Below are 1,660 nucleotides of genomic sequence, written 5' to 3'. Positions count from 1 at the left end.
GGCCGCCGGACGCCCTGGACCCGCTGGTCGCGCTCTCCCCGTCCGACCCGCGCTACCCGGAACTGATCAAGCGGTCCTTCAACCCGCGGTTCGTCTCGCACCCGGACCTGCTCCACCTGCCCTACTCGGTCGAGCAGGTGGAGAAGGCCGTCGAGCGGGCGGTCGGACGCGGGCAGCGGCTCACCGTCCGCAGCGGCGGGCACTGCCTGGACAACCTGGTCGGCGACCCGGCGTTCAAGGTCCTGCTCGACATGTCGGCGATGAACCGGACCTGGTACGACGGCGACCTGCGCGCGTTCGTCGTGGAGCCCGGCGCGACCCTGGGCGAGCTGTTCACCGACCTCTACCTCGGCTGGCGGGTGACCGTCCCGGCCGGGGTGTGCCCGGCGGTCGGCGTCGGCGGGCACATCGCGGGCGGCGGCTACGGCCCCCTGTCCCGCCAGCACGGCCTGTGCGTGGACCACCTCTACGGCGTCGAGGTCGTCACCATCGACAAGTCGGGACGGGCGAAGACGGTCCTCGCCACCAACCGCCCGGACGACCCGAACCGCGACCTGTGGTGGGCGCACACCGGCGGCGGTGGCGGCAACTTCGGCATCGTCACCAAGTACCTGTTCCGGACGCCCGGCGTGGCCGGGAACGACCCGACCAAGCTGCTGCCGAGCCCGCCCGACCGCGTCTTCATGACCTGGGCGGTCTTCCCGTGGGCCGGCCTCACGCAGGACGGCTTCGTCCGGCTGGTGAAGAACCACAACGCCTGGCACGCCGCCAACAGCGCCCCCGGCACGCCGACCGCCGCGCTGCACAGCGCCCTGCACCTGAACACGCAGAAGGAAGAGAACATCTACCTGGAGATCCGCAACGACTCCACCGCGCCGGGCGCCAAGCAGCTGCTGGACGACTACATCGCCGCCGTCTCCAACGGGGTCGGGGTGAAGCCGACCGTCAGCACGACCGACGACCTGTGGCTGACCAACGCGACCTACGAGTTCCCGGCGACCATCCCGCCGCGCACCAAGTCCAAGGGCAGCCACCTGCGCAAGCCGCTCGCCGAGTCGCAGATCGTCGAGCTGTACAAGGGCCTCACGGACCCGGACTACAAGGGCCAGTGCCTGGTCTACTTCGCCGCCTACGGCGGAAAGATCAACACGGTGTCGCCGACCGGCACCGCGATCCCGCAGCGCGACTCCATCATGAAGCTGTGGTTCTCGGCGTCCTGGCCGGACGCCTCCGCCGACGAGGCGTCGGTGGACTGGCTGCGCCGCTTCTACCAGCGGGTCTTCGGGGACACCGGCGGCATGCCCGTCCCGAACGACCGGTACGACGGCTGCTACATCAACTACCCCGACATCGACGCCAAGGACCCGGCGTGGAACAAGTCGGGCGTCCCGTGGAGCACGCTCTACTACAAGCAGAACTACCCCCGGCTCCAGCGCGTCAAGGCGGCCTACGACCCCAACAACGTCTTCCGCCACCCCCTCTCCATCGACCCCGCCTGACCCCGGGCCCGCCTGTCCTCGACCCCGCCTGAGCTCGGCCCCGCCTGAGCTCGACCCCGCCTGAGCTCGGGGGCGGGCCCCGCCGCCCGGCCGGGCCCGCCTCCCGGGCCGGGCGGCGGGGCGCGGGTCAGCCGCCGGAGCGGGCGATGCGCTCGGCGGCG

General features: G+C 71.7%; 1 protein-coding gene. It reads left to right on the top strand.

All coding sequences use genetic code 11. The features are described from left to right. A partial coding sequence (locus AB0J52_RS39385) for an FAD-binding oxidoreductase (protein ID WP_500188206.1) occupies window positions 1-1,499 on the top strand: 1,499 nt, incomplete at its 5' end. Window positions 1,500-1,660 lie beyond the last annotated feature (161 nt).

The organism is Spirillospora sp. NPDC049652, assembly GCF_040675125.1.
Taxonomy (GTDB): Bacteria; Actinomycetota; Actinomycetes; order Streptosporangiales; family Streptosporangiaceae; genus Spirillospora.
The sequence above is the reverse complement of the archived record's forward strand: the minus strand, read 5'-3'. Positions and strand labels throughout refer to the sequence as shown.